Origin of the sequence: Marinobacter sp. F4206 (assembly GCF_019392195.1) — a bacterium.
Taxonomy (GTDB): Bacteria; Pseudomonadota; Gammaproteobacteria; order Pseudomonadales; family Oleiphilaceae; genus Marinobacter.
Genome location: NZ_JAHXKI010000003.1, coordinates 559,838 through 576,590 on the forward strand (window position 1 = coordinate 559,838; position 16,753 = coordinate 576,590).

The following is a 16,753-nucleotide window of genomic DNA, read 5'->3' on the forward strand; positions in this document are numbered from 1 at the left end:
GAGGCTTAGCTATGATCAAAGAACCTGATGTGCTGTTCATTTCCCACGGCGGCGGGCCGATGCCTCTGCTGGGCGACCCGGGGCACAGGGAGTTGGTGGATCATCTCATCGACCTCGGCGGAATGCTGAAAAAACCGTCTGCAATTCTGGTGATCAGCGCGCACTGGGAGGAACCGGTACCGACGATCACCGCCGGAGCCAGCCCGCCACTGATCTACGACTACTATGGCTTTCCACCCGAGGCTTACGAGATACAGTATCCGTGCCCGGGCGAGCCCGCGCTTGCCAGTCAGGTTTACCAGGCATTGAATAAGGCGGGGATCCCGTCGCGGCTTGATGCTCAGCGCGGTTTCGATCACGGCTTGTTTGTGCCGCTAAAGCTGATGTACCCGGAGGCGGATATTCCGTGTATTCAACTTTCGCTGGTGAACAGCCTGGACGCTGGCGAACACCTGGCGATAGGCCGAGCCCTGCGGGGCTTGGACTGCGAGAACCTGCTGGTGATCGGGGCCGGTTTTTCGTTTCACAACATGCGGGCGTTTTTCGCGCCCAATACCCGGGAGGTCCAGGCCCGCAACCAGGCTTTCGAGGACTGGTTGAATCAGACCTGTACCGATGCCGGCTTGCTGGAGTCACAGCGCGCCGAACGTCTGGCCCACTGGGATCGGGCTCCCCACGCCCGATTTTGTCATCCCCGGGAAGAGCATCTTCTGCCGTTGCACGTCTGTTACGGGCTGGCGGGCAGGGCCAGTGATGCTCGCATGACGGCAACAATCCTCGGGAAGCAATCCGGAATCTTCTATTGGGAGGGCTGATCATCCTTGTAGTCCTTTCAGGACGACGTTCGACATCCCTTTAAAGCAGACCCCCGCCTCTTTTCGTCGCCCCGTTCTAATACACCTACTGCCTGTGATCATAATTTGACGTATTTTTTTGCCAACTCATGAGCAAAATACGTCAAATTTATCTCTGAATTTCGTCCTACCCCGATGAATTCCTGTCTAATGTGACGCTTTTCCTTGCCTGTTTTGCTGCCAATTGATACGTAGTAGTCCGTACTTAAATTCCATTTCTGGCTAAAAAACATCCAAAAAACAGAGTTGTGGAATATTTTGTTACCAATATCTGACGGAAAATTGACCAATTTGTAATTTGGAATTTGACGTTTGCACCCTTCATAATTGCCCACGAATTGAACAACTCCACTGAAACGACAATTAAATGGTGATTATAGATATGAAACGCGTCAACAGAATGGCAACAGCAGGTATCGCCGCATTCGCAATCGGAGCTCTTCTCACAGGCTGTGGCGGCGGTTCTTCAGGTTCCAGTGCAGGAACAGGGTCTAACGTAGGTGGCGGCGGATACGTCGATGAAAAAACTGCGGTACTGAGCTGGAATGCGCCCATGACACGGGCGAACGGCGAAAGCATCCAAATGGGTGAGCTGGAGAAGTACGTGATCCGGTATGGAAAGGATGCCGAGGACCTGGGCGAGGAAATCGTTGTGAACAACGCCCAGTCGGAAGCGGAAATGTCTTACGCGATTAACGGTCTGGAGAACGGTACCTGGTACTTTACAATTCAGGTTCAGGACACCAGTGGCCTGATGAGCGAACCTTCAGACGTGGTTAGCAAATCTATCCAGTCTTGATCCGTGACTGCCCCTTGTATGCCTGAAGTAACGAAGTCTCAGGCAAGGGGGTCGGCAATCGGGAGCTTCAGGGTGAAGGTGGAGCCTTCATCTGGCGTCGAAGCCACCGAGATTTCCCCTCTGTGTTTTTCCACCACGGTCTTCACAAACGACAAGCCCAGACCCGTGCCATGCACGCCGGCGAGCTCGCTTCGCTTCTGACGGCGATAGCGGTCAAACAGGTGGGGTAACTCATCCTCATCAATGCCGCTGCCTTCGTCGCCGATTGTCAGGCAGGCCTGGTGACCCGCGCGGAAAACCTGAATATCGATCGCCGAGCCAGCCGGACTATACTGAACGGCGTTGGTCAGTAGATTGATGACCGCCCGCTCAAGCAACTCCGCATTGCCTTTCAACCAGAGATCCTCGGTTCCCTGTAGCTGGAGCTGGATGCTCTTTTCAGCTGCCTGTTCGCTGACACTGTCACGGGCATTTTCGACGATCGCCAGGAATTCGCACTCATAGAAGCGGGTTTCCGTCAGCTGTTCGGCGCGTGCCAGCTGAACAAACTCTTCCGCCAGGTGATAGCTCCTCCTGGCAAGCCGGCCAAGCTGTTCAAGCTGTTCTTTTTCAATATGGCTGGGATCCCGTTTCAACTGCTCAATCAGTGCCAGCTGAGACACCAGGGGCGATCGAACGTCATGGGATATGAAGTCAATTGCTTCCCGGTGCTGACGCTGTTGCTCACGAAGTTCCGAGATGTCAGAGATGTTGGCGATGATGCCGTGCTGATCACTGTCCGGAAGGGCGAAGGGCGCAAAGTGGATCAGGAAGTCCTTGTTGTGAATGTGCAGATCGACTGTGCGGCTCTGTCGCAGCGTCAGGGTTTCCGAGACGGTTTCGTGCCAGGGGGGCGTTTCCCGGGGATCATGGCCCTCAAGCAATCGGGCCAGGGGCAGGCCGGCAAGGCTGGGCATTGGTTCCTGGAACCATTCCTCGATGTGGCCATTGGCGAAGCGGATCACGGCCAGCTCATCGGTGACAATGATGCCGTCGGGCATGCGCTCGAAGCTGCGCCGGATGAACTGCTGCATGTGATTGAGTCGTTCGGTGGCGATACGCACCCGCTCGATTCTGGCCGAGATGTTCTCCCGGGGCTTTGCTGTTTTGCGAAAGCCATCGTTGACTTCAAGGTGGAGCCGGCGAAGGTAGCGTTGAATGGCCTCGCGGCTCAGGTCGTTCGGCAAGATCAGACCGAGGGTATAGATGGTGGTGCCGCGCAGCAGTTCTATCCAGCTTCGGTTGCTGTCATGGGCCCAGCTGCCGGTTTCCAGGTTTTCCGGTATGTCAGCGGCGGTGAGGCCTCGCTGGGACAAAATATTCTGGCCTTCACAGAGCAGCCATCCCTCCGGCTGAAGCAGTGCCTGAAAGTGTTCGAGGAGCTGGGCGGGATGCCGGCGGGAAGGTTCGGGAACGGAAATGTGCGGGCTACGGGCCAGGTCGTCCAGTTGCCGGTTGAGGAAGCGGTTAGTCATGGCCAACCGGAAGCCACTGGACAGCGGTAGTGCCAGCAACGGGACCAGCAGGGCATTCGCAATAGGAATCCAGAGGTTGGCGCCGAACAGCTCAAAGAAATAGAAGCCGAGCAGCGTTAACACGGTCACTACGCAGGCGGCAATGGTGCGAGTCGGGCGCATTCTTGGCAGCGCCACAGACAGCGCGATCACGATGGCCAGGGTGAGGATCGGTCCAAGCCACGTCGGGGCCCGGCGAATCAGAAGGTTCTGGCTGAGCGCGGAAAATGTGTTGGCATGAAACTCCACGCCCGACATAGGCCGGCTCAATCCCGAAAAGGGTGTGGGCAGAATGTCACCGAATCCTGCCGCCGTCGCCCCGACAAAGACCGTCTTACCCTCGAAAACCTCGGGCGCTGGTGGCTGGTTGAGTACCCGGATATACGAGTACGTGGGCAGGGTGCCCGCTCCTCCCGCAAGTGACACAGCCCTGTATTCATCCCGGACGTTCATGAATGGGGGCGCGGCCGGCGTGTCGGCCCCTCCTTCAGGGGGATTCGCGGCCGCCAGGGAAAGGCTGGGCCACAGTTGGTTGCCCAGGCCATTGAACAGATAGAGTCCTCGGGCAACGCCGTCTTCATCAAGTTCAACATGGGCGTGACCGAGCCTGGCGGCTGCCGCTGCAAGCTCTGGCGCGGGTAATTCTTCGCCCAGCAGGTGATTGGTCGTCGGTGGAGAAAGATGGATGGGCAGAATGACATTTCCGTGGCGCCGCATGGCCTTGGCAAGCGCCGTGTCATCCTGCGAGGGTTCTGGAAAAAGGACATCAAAGACGATGGTCTCTGCGCCGGCGGACTTCAGCTTGTCAATGAGCTCCGCGTGGATGGACCTTTGCCAGGGCCAGCGCCCGAGTCGTTCCAGGCTGAGCTCGTCGATAGCGACGATCACAACGTTGTCGTATGGGGGTGCCGGGGCGGTGGTCGTCGCTTGGTCGAACAGCCAGAAGTCCAGCCGTTGGGGCAGGGCGGAGGACTGGATCAGGAGAAGGAGTGCCAGCAGGATCAGGCCCATGGTCCAGGGGGTCGTTTTTATTGGCAGCCAATCCCGGTTCATGAGCCCTGCTGTGTCGTTCTGTCGATCAATGGATTATTCCAGGTAGAGTTCCCTCCCGGGTCCCCAGCGACTGGTCAGGGGGCCGTCAGAAAGAGCTTTTAGCCGCACAAAATACCGTCTTCCGGGAATCAGACGCAAGGCTGCCGTGGTGTCAGCCAGCTGCGCCTCCTTGATGATGTTGCGGAATTCGGGTTCTTCGGAGAGCTGCAGGCGATATTCCTTCGCGGTCCTGATCTTCTCCCAGAAGACCCGCACCTGGCTATCCACGTAGTTGACACTGATGATGCGCACCGGGGGCAGGCTGCCATTGACCACCAGTGTCCGGGTTTCGCTGGTGGCCACTGAATTGCCGCCCGCTTCGGTGACAACCCGCCAGTAATACTGCCCGGGTCCGAGCGGGCGCAGAGGCAATGCCGAGGTTTCGGGGGCCCATTCGCTCGTCGTGACCAGTTCCCGGAAGCTGTCGTCTTCGGCAATCTCCACCCGCGCGACTTCGTTCTGACCATTCAGGCTCCAGCGGAACTCCGGCATGTCATCGTTGGCGACGCCGCCGGCGGCCGGCGCCACCAGGCTTGCGGCCTGGGCCTGGAGATCAATCTCGATGGGAATCACCGCCGGCATGCCGGCCGTGCCCCGACTATCCAGTGCCGCCAGGTGAATCTCGTAGTCGCCGTTGTCGAGCATGCTGAGTTTGAACTCGTTGCTGTCGAGTTTTCGGCTTTCCACCCAGCGACCGCTGTCGGACTCGAAAATGTCGAGGCGATGACGTGGAGCGAGGCTTGGCGCCCAGCTTATCGATGCCGGGAGCTGGTTCAGGGTGGATGGCAGCGGATTCACCTCCGGTGCCGGGGGAAGGCGACGGATGCTGAGGCCGGTATTGGACGCGGTCGACACCGTTGCGCTGTATCCCGCCGGGATGCGGCGGGTTTTTCCAGGCGCGCCGAAATCAACCACACCCTCGGTGACCTGGAGGCTGGTGCCGTTCACGGACGTTTGCAGCGCAAACGCGGTTCCCCGAACCGCCGCGACGGCAGACGGGGTTTCAATTTCGAATCGCGCACCACCCTCTATTACCGGTTTTACCCGGGTGTGCACTTCGCCTTTATGCAGGCGCAGGCGGGTATCCACCATTCCGGATTTTCCATACTGGGTCAGGCGGTTGAAGATCAGTCGGGAGTCCGGGGCAATGCGCACTTCCGATCCGTCTGCCAGGGCGATGGTTGCAGAACCAGAGCTGGAGAGAATTTCATCGCCTACGCGAATCAGGGTGTTGGGGGTCAATGGCAGTTTGCGGCCGTCCGTGCCGGAAATCAGCTGAACGTTTCCGGAAACCGTGGTGACACGGGCCGGATCAGGTTGACGTTTCAGCCAGGACAGGGGGATTCGGATGCTGTCGCCTTCGGCGAGTACGGAACTTTTCTCGATCTTGTTGTACTGCAGTAAGCGCGCGGCAGTAAAACCGGGCGCCAGGAGTTCTACGGCCACCTGACGATAGCTCTCACCGGGCCGCAGGGTGTAGATCCACTCGGGTGTCGTGGCTTTTCCTGAATCCGTGACCGACGACGCCGACCCCTGGGTAATGGAGAGTTCAGCCTGAGCGGACAGTGCAGTCAACAGAAATGCCGGCGCCCAAAGCGCCCGGAGAATTCGTTGTATTCCCGTTTTACCCATTTGCAGCCCGGTCAGTCTCGACGATGTCTGCGGTCTCTGCCTCCGGCGTCTTCATGGACTCAAGCCGGTACCCGCGCTGGTAAATGGTCTTGATCCGGAATCCGTTTTCGGGATTCAGCCCAAGGCGACGGCGGAGGCGACTCATGTGGGTGTCCACGGTGCGGGTGTTGATGTCCCGTGCCAGACCCCAGACGCGCTCCAGCAGCATCTCCCGGGTCAGAAGTCGACCCTGGTTCTGGAACAGGAACAGCGTCAGGTCAAAATCCTTGTCGGTCAGGGTCAGCTCTTCCCCGTGCAGCGTGATGATACGGCGCTGGGTGTTGACCTCGAAAGGCCCGTATATGAGTACCTCCTTGTCGCTGTCCGGATTGATCCGGCGGGCAAGAGCGTTAATCCGGGCAACCAGCTCGGCTTCACGTGCCGGCTTGGCGAGGTAGTCGTCCGCCCCCGCATCCAGTGCCCTCACCACGTCCGCCTCGCTATCACGCTGGGTGAGGAAGACCACCGGGATGGACCAGTTGAGCTGGGCCCGGACGCTTTCCAGTACGTCGATGCCGGTCATGTCGGGTATCTGCCAGTCAAGGATCAGCAGATCGTAACTGCGATGCAGGACGGCGCTCAGGAACGACTGGCCAGCAGGGAAGCTGTCGCAGTGGTGCCCCCGTTCGGACAACATCGACTGTACGTGCTGTGCCTGTTCGTATTCGTCTTCAAGCAGCGCGATTCGCATGAAGCCTCTCCCGGAGTTGCTCGCTGTTGTGATCTTGCCGATAAGCTGAAAACCAGACGGACCGGTCAGCCATACCGCGGGATTATCACAAAATGTGAAAATCTATTCAGTATCGTTATGTAGACTTGCGTAAACGGATGGCAGGTTTTCCATCCTCGTCATTAACCGTTTGTCGGCAGGCGGGAAAATTACTGCAGCCCCAGAACCAGCCTTTTTTACCTTTTCGCCTGACCAGTGGCGAAAAACAGTGAGGGCAGGGGATCGGTTTCTGGCCGGTGCCATCCGACGGGGTCGCATCCTCAATGGGGCGGGTGCCGGTGCAGTCGGGGTATCGGGTGCAGGCGTGGAAACGCCCGAATTTGCCATCTCTTTCGGTCATGGGCGCACGGCATTTCGGGCAGTGCACCTGTGCGGGCTGTGATTCCCTGGTCGCCTCGTCGACGCGGTCACCCTGCGGGCGATTAATGAATTCTCGGACTTCCTGTTTCAGGGTGTCCAGGAATACGCGGGGATCGCCCTCGCCACGCCGGATACTCTCCAGTGTGGCTTCCCATACGGCGGTTCGGTCCGGTTTGCTGACGGATTCGGGCAGGGCGTTGATCAGCGCCTTTCCCTTGTCGGTGGCCCGAATGTGGCGGCTGTCCCGGTACAGATAATCCCGCTTGAACAGGGTGTCGATGATGGCTGCGCGGGTGGCTTCGGTGCCCAGGCCATCGGTCTCACGAAGCGTTTTCCGTAACTCGGCATCGCTGACGAAGCGGGCAATGTTGGTCATGGCCGACAGCAGAGTGGCATCGGTGAAATGCTGTGGCGGTTTCGTTTTCCGCTCGGTAATGGAGCAATCGTCGCACAGGACCGGCTCGCCCTTTTCCAGTCTTGGAAGTGGTGCCTTCTGGGGATCGCTGCGGCCTTCCCGCATTTTCAGTTCCAGGGCTTTCCAGCCTGGCGTCAGCACGGCTGTCTCGGTGGCCCGAAATTTGTGTTCAGCCACTCGCACGGTCAGGTGGCCTTCGCGGTGCACGGCATCGGCCGCGAACTGCATCAGGTAGTAACGGCTGACCAGGCCGTAGATTTTTTCTTCAGCCGGCGTCAGCTTGCCGCTGGGGGACGGACGGCTGGTCGGAATGATGGCGTGGTGAGCGTCAACCTGCTTATCGTTCCAGGCGGCGGTGCGGCGCTCAAGATCTGCCTGGCTACAGGCCTCGGCGAGATCCGGCGCAACTCTGCCAATCGCCCGCACAACCTGTTCCCGCTGGCCGTAATGTCCCTCCGGCAGGTAGCGACAGTCCGATCGCGGGTAGGTGATCAGTTGGTGGCGCTCATACAGGCTCTGCGCCGTGTCCAACACCTCTTTGGCGCCCATGCGGAATAAGCGGCCGGCCTCGATTTGCAGGGCCGAGAGCGATAGAGGTAGAGGAGGCGTTTCCGGGCGATCGCGAAACCGCGACTCGACGATGGTTCCCGGGCGGCCATTGGTGTCAGCGGCAATCTGGTCGGCGGTTGCCCTGTCGAGCACACGGTTTTCCTCATCGAGGTGATCCTGGAACTGATCGTCCGGGAGCCAGCGCGCGGTGAAGGAGGTTTGATCCGCTTCTTCTTCCTGGGCCGAGAACCGTGCCTCAATGCGAAAATAGGGTTTGGGGTCAAAGTTCTCGATGGTGTTGTCGCGTTCTACGACGAGCCCGAGAACCGGAGTCTGCACCCGACCGACGGAATAGACGCCCTGTTCGCCCTGTTGCTGATAGGTCAGGGTATAGAAGCGAGTCAGGTTGATGCCGTAGAGCCAGTCTGCGCGTTGGCGAGCGAGGGCCGAGTGGGACAGCCGGCGGAATTCACGGTTGTCTTTCGGGCTCTGCACGGCCCTGGCCACCGCAGTCGGGGTAAGATCGTTGATCAGCACTCGCTGGACTGGTGCCTTTGCGCCGAAATACCGTAAAACCTCGTCCACCAGAAGCTGCCCCTCCCGGTCAGGGTCTCCGGCATGAACAATGGTTTTCGCCTGCCGTATCAGGGATTCAAGCACCTTCAATTGCTGGCGCACACTGTCCTTGGGCATGACCTGCCATTGCTCCGGGAACATGGGCAAATGTTCCGGGCGCCATTTCTTCCACGCCGGGTTGTAGCTCGCCGGCTCTGCAGGCTCCAGCAGGTGACCAATGCACCAGCTGACGGTGGCGGCATCATCGCCCTGGCCGCAACGGATCCAACCCTGGCCTTTCTGGTACGGGCCGGGCAGGGCGGCGGCAATGGCGCGGCCGAGGCTTGGTTTTTCGGCTATATAAAGAAGCATGATTTTGCGTGCGATGGGATCGGGATGGGAATGTGGCGGTTTGGCTCTTTGCTGTCAAGGTTCGGGTGGCTGGCGGTTTGTGTAGTAGACTGCAGGAAACAAAGCATTCGGAGAAGGATAGGATAATGAAGATCCAGAACGCCATCGAGGCCAAGCTGAATGGGGCTTTTGTGCCCCGTCTTCTGCAGGTGGAAAACGAGAGTCACAAGCACAGCGTGCCGCCGAATTCCGAGACGCACTTCAAGGTGACCCTGGTATCGCCAGAGTTCGAGGGTCAGATGAAAGTTAAGCGCCATCAGGCTATCTACAGCGTTCTGGCCGATGAACTGGCGGGCGAAGTCCACGCGCTGGCCTTGCATTTGTACTCGCCAGAGGAATGGGAGGCCGCAGGGTATTCAGTGCCCGAGTCGCCCAATTGCATGGGTGGGTCAAAAAAGGATCCGGCCATGACAGCATCCGTGAGTCGGGGAGAGGGCTCATGAGCCAGTTTTTCCAGATACACCCGGAAACGCCGCAGAAGAGGCTGATCAACCAGGCGGTGGATATTCTGCGTCGGGGCGGGGTGATTGTGTACCCTACGGATTCTGCCTACGCCATCGGCTGTCACCTCGGCGACAAACAGGCGGCAGACCGGATCAAGCGGATTCGGCGCCTCGATGACAAGCATAATTTTACGCTCGTATGCCGGGATTTGTCCGATATCGGCGTGTACGCGAAGGTGGATAACACCCAGTACCGGTTACTGAAGAACTTCACCCCCGGCCCGTACACCTTCATTCTGGATGCAACCAGTGAAGTGCCGCGCCGGCTTCTGCACCCCAAGCGGCGTTCGGTTGGCGTCCGTGTTCCAGACAATGCGATTGTTCAGGAGCTGCTCGGGGAGCTCGGCGAACCCATCATGAGCAGCACGCTGATCCTGCCCGGTGAAACCGAGCCCATGACCGATCCCTACGACATCCGGGAGACCCTGGAGCATGAGCTGGACCTGATCATTGATGGTGGTTTCTGCGGTATGGAGGCCACGACGGTTGTGGACTTCACCGGCGAGGCCCCGGTGGTGACGCGGGTCGGTAAGGGTGATCCCGCGCCGTTTGAGGTGTAGGGCCTAGGCCCGGGCGTTCAGGTTGAAGGCGTAGCTCCGGTTGTTGTCCGACGCTTCGAGTTGTTCGGCACCGGCGGAGCGACGCAGAGTGTCATAGCGGTGTACGAGGTCCTGAAGCCCGTTGAACTGCTGGTTCTCGCTGATGAGCGTGTCCAGTAGCGGGTTGTTTACCCCGTAGGCCTGGTTCAGTTTCAGGGCGTTGTCCATGAAATGTAGCGTCGGCTCATTGATGCTCAAGCGGCTGAACGCGTCTTTGAAGTTCTTGTTGATGTTCAGGTCATTTTCGATGACTGCCCTGGACTCCTCGGTGATCTTGCCGCTCACCTGAATCTTTCCACTCTCATCCCGATTAACGTTCAGCGCCGTGTTTGGCGCAAGGCTATACTCGGCAAGCTTGTGCCGCAAAGTCTCCCGCACGAAGGCAAGATCCTGCCCCACCGACTGTTTGTAATCCGTCATCGCGAGTTTGCGGGATTTCAGGTTGGCCAGGTCCGTGCTGTTTTCGCCAGAAGGGGTGAAACGGTCATCACCCGGCGCACCAGCGGGTTGGGGAGATGGCCTGTCAGCCTTCGCTGGCGCCCCCTGCGCCGCACTGTCCGGCGACGGGCGTTTTTCCATCGCCTGCTGAAACTGGGTGCTCGCCCGGATCAGGGATGTCAGTAGTGACATGGCTTTTTGTCCTCTCTTGGCAACGAATAGGGGTGCCGGAAAATCATCGTCTGCCTTGATATATGCACGTTTCGGGCCATTCCGCACGACGGGGGTGAGAGGGGCGGATTTTGTCTGGGAGTTGCCTCAGATCTGATCTGTGTCAGTAAAAAAATGACGCGTTTCTATAGAGTCCGATGTCGATTCGTTGTCATTGACCGACGCCAAACGCGACACTTAAATCACCCTCTGTGTGCCTTTCAGCCGGACTGCCATGAAAAAACAACACTCCATCCGCTTTTTATTGCTCGCCGCGCTGGCGGCGGCATTCTCCCTGATTCTCGTGCTAACGGTTCTCTACAACGCTCAGGCTCAGCGCGAGCATATGGAGGAATTCAGCCACCAATACGTGGATGGTCTCGCCAAATCCTATTTCGATGGCCTAAACACCATGATGGTGACGGGCACGATCGCGAACCGGGATGTCTTGCGCGAGAAAGTCATGGCCCCGGACGAGGTTCTGGATATCCGGGTCGTTCGCAGTGATCACCTGAACCAGATGTTCGGCAAAGGTACCGCAGCCGAGCAGAAACGTGATGCGTTGGATCGGCAGGCCCTTGCCGGTGAGCGAGTCGAGTCCTATTCCAGCAATGACGATGGCCGTGTCTACACGCTGGTCGAGCCTGTTGTTGCCAGTGAGAATTACCAGGGAGTGAACTGCCTCGGATGTCATCAGGCCAAGGAAGGACAGGTACTTGGTGCCATTCGGGTGGATTATTCCCTGGCTGCGACCGACGCGCGGCTGAATCAACAGCTGCTGACCAGTGGTGGCATCCAGGCGGTGATTTTCGCCGTGGTGTTTTTCCTGACCGCCTTCGCCCTTGCCCGCTTGGTGTTTGTACGCCTGCGACGGCTCCATGACCGTATGGACGAGATATCCCGCAATTCCGACCTGACCATTGAACTCGAGGTGGGCCGAAACGATGAGATTGGATCGGTGTCCCGGGCCTTTAACCGGATGATGGCGAAAATCCGCGAGAGTATGCATACGGTGATGGATAATGCCGAGCAGGTCGAGCGCGCCGCCCGCGGCATAGCGGAGAAATCAGAGACCACCGAACGGGAAGTGCTGGCTCAGCGTGACAACACCGACCAGGTGGCCAGTGCCACCACGGAGATGGCTGCCTCCGCGGTTCAGGTTCGAGAAAACGCCATTCATACCACCCAGAAATCGGCCGACACAGCCGCCTCTGCCAGTGCCGGTGAACAGCTGGCACGGGATGCGGTGGAAGGCATCCAGGCGCTGAACGCGGAGGTTCAGTCGGGCGCACGGCGAATTGAACAACTCGACCAGCGCACCAGCCAGATGTCGGACATGCTTGAGGTCATTTCCAACATTGCAGACCAGACCAACCTGCTGGCTCTGAATGCCGCCATTGAAGCAGCGAGGGCAGGAGAGCAGGGGCGCGGCTTCTCGGTGGTGGCGGATGAGGTTCGGGCACTGGCGTCCCGTACCCAGGATTCCACGGAGGAGATTCGCAACACCATCACCGGGCTAAAAAATGAAGTGGTGGATTGTGTCGGGACCATGAGTCACGCCTCGGAAATGGCGGAACACCAGGTCCGGGCTATTCTACGGGTCGAGTCCGAGCTTCAGACCATTGCCCTGGCTGTGCGGCAGATCACCGACCTGAACCAGGAGATGGAAAGCGCGGCTAACGAGCAGAGCGAGGTGTCTGAATCGATCAATCACAACGTTATCGAGATCAGCCGCTCCGCCGAGCAAACTTCTCAGGATGCCCAGCAAACGTCTCGCATTGCGGGGGATCTGCTGGCCATGGCGGAAAATCTCAGGCAGATCATCGGCCAGTTCAGGTTGTCGCAGGACTAACCACGATGGTCTGAGACAAACGGGTTTGTGGCGCGCTCTTCTCCGAACGTGGACATGGGGCCGTGTCCCGGGATAAAAGCGACATCGTCCCCCAGGGGGAACAGTTTCTCCCGAATCGACCGGATCAGCGTGGCGTGGTCGCCTTTCGGGAAATCGGTGCGGCCAATGGAGCCATGAAAGAGGACGTCGCCAACCAGTGCCAGCCTCGACGCCTGATGGAAAAACACGACATGGCCGGGCGTGTGGCCCGGGCAGTGCAGCACCTGCAGGGTTTGATCTCCGACAGTCACCGCTTCACCGTCGGTCAGCCAGCGGTCCGGAGTGAAGGTCTCGGGTGTTGGGAAGCCAAACATCTGCGCCTGCTGGGGTAGGCCTGCGATCCAGAAGTGGTCCTCCCGGTGCGGGCCCTCGATCGGTACGGCCAACTCCCTTGCCAGTTCCGCCGTGCCGCCGGCGTGGTCAATGTGAGCGTGGGTTAGCAGGATTTTTTCAACGCTAACGTCTTCTTCTCTGACGGCTGCGCGAATTCGATCAAGATCGCCACCCGGATCCACCACCGCCGCTTTCCTGGTCGTTTCGCACCAGATCAGCGTGCAGTTCTGCTGAAAGGGAGTAACCGGGATGATGCGGTATTTCATGGCAGGTGCTACCTCTGTCAGATCATTTTGGCGGAGTAGTCTACGACAATTCGCAATTTGTTAAACCCGGATGGATTTCGCTCAGATCCGGACGCGATGTGACACAGCCCTCAATTCAAGCGCAACTCCACACGGATAATAGGGCATTGGACTGGCAATTGTCCGATTAGGCGGTAGCTTATAGACACATAATCATTCGCCCACGGATATATCTGGGGCGGTAATACCGGGTGGTTGCATGGTCCGGATGCGATCGAGGTGTATCCCGAAAAGGAGCAGTAAAAAATGGACATCACAAGCGTGAAATTTCTCTCGATGGCAGTAGCAACCGTTCTGATCACGGGGTGTGGCGGAGGTGGCGGTGGTGGCAGCACGGCCAGCTCATCAGCCCAGCTGTCCCTCGATACCCAGGGCTACGGCGGTAAAAAGGCTTCATTACGGGTTCAGGGCGATTTAGAGGATGCAACGACAGCCTATTCCGATATTAATGGCGTAATTTCGCTGGTGGAGGACGTTGAGGTTTCCCTCCAGTCACCGTCCGGTGACACGGCGGTTGCCACCGCAGCTGCGGCCGAACCTGAATACAGCTGCGTAAACCCCGATGGGGTGGTGGACGTCCAGCAGACGATTGGCTCGACCAGCGAGAACTATGTGTTCACGTTGAGTAACTGCCAGGTCCAGACCTTCAACCATGGAGTGCTGCTGTTGAATGGCGAGTATCGCCTGGAGGCAACCGCTTCCGGAGACGGCTCGTCCGGTACGGTAGCACAGCGGATTGACATCTCCGGCCAGGAACTGGATTCCGGTGCGGACTTGGCGATTCTGGGTAGCCAGACGGCAACGATTCGCGCCACCAGTGATTCCAATTACTCCATCACCACCGTATCGCCTTCAATGGAGTATCGGCTGGGCAACGAGTACGTCGCCACACGCAATTCCGAGTTTGTGGTTTCGCAGTCCGTTGACATCTATACGCTTTCAATGAGCACGGACCTGGTGAGCTCTGCCCTTGGAGGGTATGTCTCTTTCTCGACACCGACTCCGATCGAGGTGGTTTTGACCGAAGATTGCCCAATTCGTGGTCACGTTCTTCTCGAGGGCGACGGTACGGTTGAAGCGCGCTATGGGCAGAGCACCGGCCGGGGCTTCGGGCTTGAAGTGCTGGTCAACGGCAGTGAAGTCTCCTACGAGGATACCTGCGTCGCGGCGTTGCCGCTCTAGGGCGACGAAAAGTAATCTGTGTTTCCTGGCACCTGAAAAGGCTGTGTAGATCGAAGGCTTTATTCGGGTGCTGGAATTTTTCGGGTCACTACAAATGCGCCGCGAAGATCCCCCTCTGAAAACCCGGTAGCCTTGTCTTCAGGGTATAGCTCGGCCAGTTTGGCCTTTACCTTCGGGTCGATCGAGTCGCCGTGACAGCCAAGGCAGAGCTTTTGAGTCGGAATTGCGCTCATGTACTGGAATTCAGGCTGTCCAGACGCCTCGGAAACCTGCCACACCTCTACCGGCTTGCCGTTTTTCACCGGCTGCTTTTTCATGGCCTGAAGTTGGATTGCCTGCCAGTCTGTCGGGGCATTATTCGAGTTCCGGACTTTCAGGCTTGTTCGGCTGATTCTCCATTCGTCGTTGCTGTTGCTGGCGGCGATTTCGGGCGCTACGGTTTTACAGACTCCAATTCCGTTGGTGAGACCGCCTTCCTTGATGGCCGCCTGCAGCGCCTGTTTAAGAGAGCCACCGAACGCTTTTACCATCGCGCGCGCCTCGTTGACCATTTCATCCGTGGACTGCGCCGCCGGTTGGGCTGAAGCCGGCATGGAGAGAATTGAAAGTAGCACGGCAGTTGTAACAATCAGCTTAGTCATTGGTCAGCTCCCTGATCGGCTTTGTCGATTGTTATAAATATATAACATCGTCAGATAGGCAGATTGAGCCAGGTCAGGACTTCGAGAGTGACTTTGTGCAGGTGCAATCTAATCCGTGGGATTCTGGGTAAATCTACTTGGCTAGGGGCAATCGAGGAGGGGGATGGTACCCCCGGCAGGACTCGAACCTGCTACCTTCCCCTTAGGAGGGGGACGCTCTATCCAGATGAGCTACGGGGGCAATTCCTCAGGAAGGGCGGTATGATAGCGGTCTGGAGCTGATGGCTCAAGGTGTTGCCCCGTTTCCACGGTTTTTCCGGAGTGAGCTTTGCCCAACCCGTTTTCCCTAAGCGTCATTGTGCCGGTGTGGAAAGAAGCCGCCGGCATCCAGAGTTCCCTGAAAGCCCTGGCCCCCATTCGGGAGGCCGGCCATCAAGTCATTGTTGTCGATGCCGGCAGTGATGATGGTACGGCTGGGCTGGCCCGGCCTCTGTGTGATCGGGTCGTGGACTCCGATAAGGGGCGTGGCGCCCAAATGAATGCAGGCGCGGCAGCCGCAGGGGGCAACCTGCTGCTGTTCCTGCACGCAGACACCCGTCTGCCCGTCGATGCCCTCACGCAACTGGAAATCTTCATGGCAAGCCGCCGTGCCTGGGGGCGTTTTGATGTTCGGCTGAGTGGGCATCGGCCGTTGTTTCGGGTCATTGCCTGGTTCATGAACAAACGGTCCTGGCTGACCGGCGTTTGTACCGGCGATCAGGCCATGTTTGTGCGTCGGGACGCGTTCGAGGCCCTTGGCGGCTTTCACGCTCAGCCGCTGATGGAAGATGTCGAATTCTCAAGGCGCCTGTCTCTGGTCTCACGTCCTTACTGCATTCACTCACCGGTGATTACCGACAGCCGGCGCTGGGAAAAGCTTGGCCCCTGGCGTACGATTTTCCTGATGTGGCGGTTGCGCTGGCGCTATTGGCGCGGTGAATCGCCGGAATCCCTGGCCCAGGCCTATCGTTCGGATGTTCGCAATGCCTGACAGTACCCCCGCAAGCACCGTATTGATGCAGTTCGCCAAATGGCCCGAGCAAGGGCGGGTGAAGACCCGCCTGATGCCAGCCCTAGGGGCAGGCGGTGCGCTCCGGGCCCATGTCACGCTCACTCTGGCGGTTCTCGATAATCTCTGTGCAACGGGCTATCCGGTGCAGTTCTGGTGGGATCGCGAGCTGGAACGGGCGCCTGACGAGGCCGATATCATCATGCAGAACCTCGAACGCGCCGGCCTTGAACAGAAGATTCAGCATGGAGAAACCCTGGGTGACAGGATGCAGGCAGCACTAAGCGAGTCGCTTGAACACCACGAGCGGGCCATGGTAATTGGCAGTGACTGCCCCTCGGTGGATCCTCAGTACGTTCGTCAGGCGCTTACACGGCTGGCTGAGTTTGATGTGGTGCTTGGACCCTCCGACGACGGCGGCTATGTCCTGATTGGAGCAAGCCGGGTTGTGCCCGGCATGCTGGATGGCATTGAATGGGGGACCGAAAACGTACTGATGCAGACTCTGGCCCGTATGGAGAAATCAGGGCTCCGCGTCAGTCTGCTGGAGCCCCGGTGGGATGTGGACGAGCCGGAAGACTGGGCGCGTTTTCAGCGCCTGCCAGAGGCCTAGT

Annotated in this window: 15 protein-coding genes and 1 tRNA gene; 8 read left to right on the top strand and 8 right to left on the bottom strand. The window is 58.6% G+C overall.

Features of this window, described 5'->3' with window-relative positions; genetic code table 11:
- The first annotated feature begins 11 nt into the window (after positions 1-11).
- Complete coding sequence (locus KZO34_RS15735; RefSeq protein ID WP_219477786.1) at positions 12-815, top strand: DODA-type extradiol aromatic ring-opening family dioxygenase; 804 nt, start codon at positions 12-14, stop codon at positions 813-815.
- 592 nt (positions 816-1,407) lie between these two features.
- Positions 1,408-1,653, top strand: coding sequence for a fibronectin type III domain-containing protein (locus KZO34_RS15740; RefSeq protein WP_257900443.1), 246 nt, complete (start codon positions 1,408-1,410; stop codon positions 1,651-1,653).
- A gap of 38 nt (positions 1,654-1,691) precedes the next feature.
- On the opposite strand, the gene KZO34_RS15745 is transcribed toward KZO34_RS15740, so the two are convergent.
- The 4 genes from KZO34_RS15745 to KZO34_RS15760 all read right to left on the bottom strand — a co-directional run bounded on the left by KZO34_RS15745 (position 1,692) and on the right by KZO34_RS15760 (position 8,950).
- Positions 1,692-4,259 carry a CHASE2 domain-containing protein gene (locus KZO34_RS15745; RefSeq protein WP_219477787.1) on the bottom strand — a complete coding sequence of 856 codons (2,568 nt, stop codon included), beginning with the start codon at positions 4,257-4,259 and terminating at the stop codon, positions 1,692-1,694.
- Positions 4,260-4,292: 33 nt separating this feature from the next.
- Positions 4,293-5,930, bottom strand: a complete 1,638-nt coding sequence (locus tag KZO34_RS15750) for a FecR family protein (RefSeq protein ID WP_219477788.1) — start codon at positions 5,928-5,930, stop codon at positions 4,293-4,295.
- The gene (locus KZO34_RS15755) at positions 5,923-6,660 is read right to left on the bottom strand and encodes a response regulator transcription factor (protein WP_219477789.1); all 738 of its coding nucleotides are present in this window, start codon (positions 6,658-6,660) and stop codon (positions 5,923-5,925) included. Before KZO34_RS15755 ends, KZO34_RS15750 begins: the two co-directional genes overlap by 8 nt.
- A 115-nt stretch (positions 6,661-6,775) precedes the next feature.
- Complete coding sequence (locus tag KZO34_RS15760; protein ID WP_219477790.1) at positions 6,776-8,950, bottom strand: DNA topoisomerase III; 2,175 nt, start codon at positions 8,948-8,950, stop codon at positions 6,776-6,778.
- Between the two features lie 125 nt (positions 8,951-9,075).
- Here KZO34_RS15760 and KZO34_RS15765 point away from each other — a divergent pair, with 125 nt between their 5' ends.
- Both KZO34_RS15765 and KZO34_RS15770 read left to right on the top strand, forming a co-directional pair.
- A complete protein-coding gene (locus KZO34_RS15765; RefSeq protein ID WP_219477791.1) occupies positions 9,076-9,432 on the top strand; it encodes a BolA family protein in 357 nt (118 codons plus the stop codon).
- Complete coding sequence (locus tag KZO34_RS15770) at positions 9,429-10,052, top strand: L-threonylcarbamoyladenylate synthase (protein ID WP_219477792.1); 624 nt, start codon at positions 9,429-9,431, stop codon at positions 10,050-10,052. The genes KZO34_RS15765 and KZO34_RS15770 overlap by 4 nt, the downstream gene beginning before the upstream one ends.
- Positions 10,053-10,055: 3 nt before the next feature.
- On the opposite strand, the gene KZO34_RS15775 is transcribed toward KZO34_RS15770, so the two are convergent.
- Positions 10,056-10,721 carry a hypothetical protein gene (locus KZO34_RS15775; protein WP_219477793.1) on the bottom strand — a complete coding sequence of 222 codons (666 nt, stop codon included), beginning with the start codon at positions 10,719-10,721 and terminating at the stop codon, positions 10,056-10,058.
- 253 nt (positions 10,722-10,974) lie between these two features.
- Between KZO34_RS15775 and KZO34_RS15780 the strand changes: the two genes are divergently transcribed.
- Positions 10,975-12,591 carry a methyl-accepting chemotaxis protein gene (locus KZO34_RS15780; RefSeq protein ID WP_219477794.1) on the top strand — a complete coding sequence of 539 codons (1,617 nt, stop codon included), beginning with the start codon at positions 10,975-10,977 and terminating at the stop codon, positions 12,589-12,591.
- Here the strand turns inward: KZO34_RS15780 and KZO34_RS15785 are convergent.
- The gene (locus KZO34_RS15785) at positions 12,588-13,229 is read right to left on the bottom strand and encodes an MBL fold metallo-hydrolase (protein ID WP_219477795.1); all 642 of its coding nucleotides are present in this window, start codon (positions 13,227-13,229) and stop codon (positions 12,588-12,590) included. The genes KZO34_RS15780 and KZO34_RS15785 overlap by 4 nt on opposite strands.
- Positions 13,230-13,514: 285 nt before the next feature.
- On the opposite strand from KZO34_RS15785, the gene KZO34_RS15790 reads away from it, so the two are divergent.
- Complete coding sequence (locus tag KZO34_RS15790; protein ID WP_219477796.1) at positions 13,515-14,450, top strand: hypothetical protein; 936 nt, start codon at positions 13,515-13,517, stop codon at positions 14,448-14,450.
- A gap of 59 nt (positions 14,451-14,509) precedes the next feature.
- Here the strand turns inward: KZO34_RS15790 and KZO34_RS15795 are convergent, their stop codons facing one another.
- Positions 14,510-15,091: a Tll0287-like domain-containing protein gene (locus KZO34_RS15795; RefSeq protein WP_219477797.1), complete on the bottom strand. Its 582-nt coding sequence runs from the start codon at positions 15,089-15,091 to the stop codon at positions 14,510-14,512.
- 164 nt (positions 15,092-15,255) lie between these two features.
- Positions 15,256-15,332: transfer RNA gene (locus tag KZO34_RS15800), tRNA-Arg, on the bottom strand.
- A gap of 87 nt (positions 15,333-15,419) precedes the next feature.
- On the opposite strand from KZO34_RS15800, the gene KZO34_RS15805 reads away from it, so the two are divergent.
- Both KZO34_RS15805 and KZO34_RS15810 read left to right on the top strand, forming a co-directional pair.
- Positions 15,420-16,121 (top strand): TIGR04283 family arsenosugar biosynthesis glycosyltransferase, encoded by a 702-nt coding sequence (locus KZO34_RS15805; protein ID WP_219477798.1) that lies wholly within the window; start codon positions 15,420-15,422, stop codon positions 16,119-16,121.
- Positions 16,114-16,752, top strand: coding sequence for a TIGR04282 family arsenosugar biosynthesis glycosyltransferase (locus tag KZO34_RS15810; RefSeq protein WP_219477799.1), 639 nt, complete (start codon positions 16,114-16,116; stop codon positions 16,750-16,752). Before KZO34_RS15805 ends, KZO34_RS15810 begins: the two co-directional genes overlap by 8 nt.
- Position 16,753: the final 1 nt, after the last annotated feature.

Coding starts and splice junctions, on each gene's coding strand:
- KZO34_RS15790 (WP_219477796.1), top strand. CDS start 13,515: ATGGACATCACAAGCGTGAAATTTCTCTCGATGGCAGTAGCAACCGTT.
- KZO34_RS15775 (WP_219477793.1), bottom strand. CDS start 10,721: ATGTCACTACTGACATCCCTGATCCGGGCGAGCACCCAGTTTCAGCAG.
- KZO34_RS15760 (WP_219477790.1), bottom strand. CDS start 8,950: ATGCTTCTTTATATAGCCGAAAAACCAAGCCTCGGCCGCGCCATTGCC.
- KZO34_RS15755 (WP_219477789.1), bottom strand. CDS start 6,660: ATGCGAATCGCGCTGCTTGAAGACGAATACGAACAGGCACAGCACGTA.
- KZO34_RS15735 (WP_219477786.1), top strand. CDS start 12: ATGATCAAAGAACCTGATGTGCTGTTCATTTCCCACGGCGGCGGGCCG.
- KZO34_RS15780 (WP_219477794.1), top strand. CDS start 10,975: ATGAAAAAACAACACTCCATCCGCTTTTTATTGCTCGCCGCGCTGGCG.
- KZO34_RS15770 (WP_219477792.1), top strand. CDS start 9,429: ATGAGCCAGTTTTTCCAGATACACCCGGAAACGCCGCAGAAGAGGCTG.
- KZO34_RS15795 (WP_219477797.1), bottom strand. CDS start 15,091: ATGACTAAGCTGATTGTTACAACTGCCGTGCTACTTTCAATTCTCTCC.
- KZO34_RS15740 (WP_257900443.1), top strand. CDS start 1,408: ATGACACGGGCGAACGGCGAAAGCATCCAAATGGGTGAGCTGGAGAAG.
- KZO34_RS15810 (WP_219477799.1), top strand. CDS start 16,114: ATGCCTGACAGTACCCCCGCAAGCACCGTATTGATGCAGTTCGCCAAA.
- KZO34_RS15785 (WP_219477795.1), bottom strand. CDS start 13,229: ATGAAATACCGCATCATCCCGGTTACTCCCTTTCAGCAGAACTGCACG.
- KZO34_RS15750 (WP_219477788.1), bottom strand. CDS start 5,930: ATGGGTAAAACGGGAATACAACGAATTCTCCGGGCGCTTTGGGCGCCG.
- KZO34_RS15765 (WP_219477791.1), top strand. CDS start 9,076: ATGAAGATCCAGAACGCCATCGAGGCCAAGCTGAATGGGGCTTTTGTG.
- KZO34_RS15745 (WP_219477787.1), bottom strand. CDS start 4,259: ATGAACCGGGATTGGCTGCCAATAAAAACGACCCCCTGGACCATGGGC.